Below are 1977 nucleotides of genomic sequence, written 5' to 3' on the forward strand. Positions count from 1 at the left end.
ACATGAAAGTCAGTGAGGCGGTAACGATTCCGATCCTGCTGGTGCTGTTGGTGCTGATCTTCGGCAGTCTGATCGCCGCGGGGCTGCCACTGGTACTCGGCGTGGTGTCGATCATCGGCACCTTCGGAATCCTGCGTCTGCTCACCGAGATCACCCAGGTTTCCAGCTATGCGCTGAACCTGACCACGGTGCTCGGACTCGGTCTCGGCATCGACTACAGCCTGTTCCTGGTCAGCCGATTCAGAGAAGAGCGCCACGGTGGTCGCGACGTGCCGACCGCGGTGCGGGTGACCGTGCTGACCGCCGGGCGCACGGTGCTGTTCTCGGCCGCCACGATCGTCATCGCGATGCTGGCGATGCTGCTGTTCCCGATGCCGTTCCTGCGTTCACTGGCCGCGGCCTGCCTGTCGGTGACGCTCTTGGCCGCGCTCGCGACCGTGACATTGCTGCCTGCCCTGCTCATGTTGTTCGGGCACCGCATCGACTCACTCGACCTGCGTCGAGGCCTACGGCGGCTGCGCGGGCGAGCCGACCCAGCACCCATGCTGCCCGAGAACGGTTTCTGGTATCGCACCGCACGGCGAGTCACCGCGCGCCCCTGGGTATTCGGTGGTGCCGCGCTGCTGGTGGTGGTCTTGCTCGGCGTCCCGTTCGCCGGGTTGCGATTGGGACTGACCGACGACCGAGCATTGCCGGTGACGGTGGAGAGCCGTCAAGTCGGTGACGTGCTGCGCGCCGAATTCCCGGCGACCTCGGCGGGCCGATTCGATGTGGTCGTCGACGGGCCGATCAGCGCGGACGAACTGGCCCAGCTGACACAACGCATACAGCACCTCTCGCATGTGCGGCTGGTCCATGGCCAGTCCGGGCCCGAGGGCGCACATCTGACGGTGATCCCCGACGTCGACCCGTATTCGCCGGCAGCCGAAACCTTGCTCGATGACATCCGGCGGACCGATTCGCCCGCGCCACTGCTGGTCGGCGGCGCCACGGCCGAGAACACCGATACCAAATCCGGATTGGCAGGGCGCCTGCCGCTGGTGGTCGCACTCATCGTGGTCGCGATGCTGGTGTTGCTGTTCGCGTTCACCGGCAGTGTGGTGATCCCGTTGAAGGCGGTGCTGCTCAACACGTTGAGCTTGTCGGCGACCTTCGGCGCGATGGTCTACATCTTCCAGGACGGGCATCTGAAATGGCTGGTCGGCGATTTCACCGAGATCGGCTATCTGGCCGCGCCCGTACCGGTGCTCGTCTTCTGCTTGGCCTTCGGATTGTCGATGGACTACGAGGTGTTCCTGCTGTCACGGATCGCCGAGGAGTACCGGACGCGCGGTGTGACAGCCGACGCGGTCGCGTACGGACTGGAGCGCACCGGCCGCATCGTCACCGCGGCCGCCGCGCTGATGGCGATTGTCTGTGTGGGACTGGCCTTTTCACAGGTCGCGTTCACCAAGCTGATGGGCGTGGGCTTGACACTGGCGGTGCTGATGGACGCGACCGTCGTCCGGGGCGTGTTGGTACCTGCCTTTATGCGCCTGCTGGGTGCCGCGAACTGGTGGGCACCGCCGTTCCTGCGAAGAGTCCATCGTCACATCGCCGTGCGTGAGAACTGACCGATCGCCTGCGCGGCGGTTTGGCTCCCGGTGCAATTCTTCGGCTCCGTATTCGTCTCACAGGACCAAATATCCGGACAATCCGGCGTTTCGCCGACCCATTTCCGCGATAAGTGACTTCCGTTACCGCACAACAACATTGGCTATCGACCAACCCGAATGACACAGTGAAACGAGCGCCGTTTGGGCGCACGGACCACTCGTGAATCGCCCGATCAGCCGGGCGAAGACCGCCACCGGACGGAATTCGGATCGCTGCAGCGCCGCGCGATCGAGCACATTTCAGCTCTTCACCTCAGGGGTATATCCATGTCCGTTTCCATGCGCCATCCACTGACTGCCTATCAGCGCGACATCTGGACGA

General features: G+C 64.2%; 2 protein-coding genes. Both read left to right on the plus strand.

Annotation, left to right across the window (positions count from 1 at the left end; genetic code table 11):
• Window positions 1-1613 (plus strand): MMPL family transporter (locus tag ACFWF3_RS33945; RefSeq protein ID WP_379318086.1); only part of this gene is annotated, 1613 nt, incomplete at its 5' end.
• A 183-nt stretch (window positions 1614-1796) separates the two neighbouring features.
• A partial coding sequence (locus ACFWF3_RS33950) for a hypothetical protein (RefSeq protein ID WP_379318088.1) occupies window positions 1797-1977 on the plus strand: 181 nt, incomplete at its 3' end.

The organism is Nocardia sp. NPDC060220 (assembly GCF_042727815.1).
Lineage (GTDB): Bacteria > Actinomycetota > Actinomycetes > Mycobacteriales > Mycobacteriaceae > Nocardia.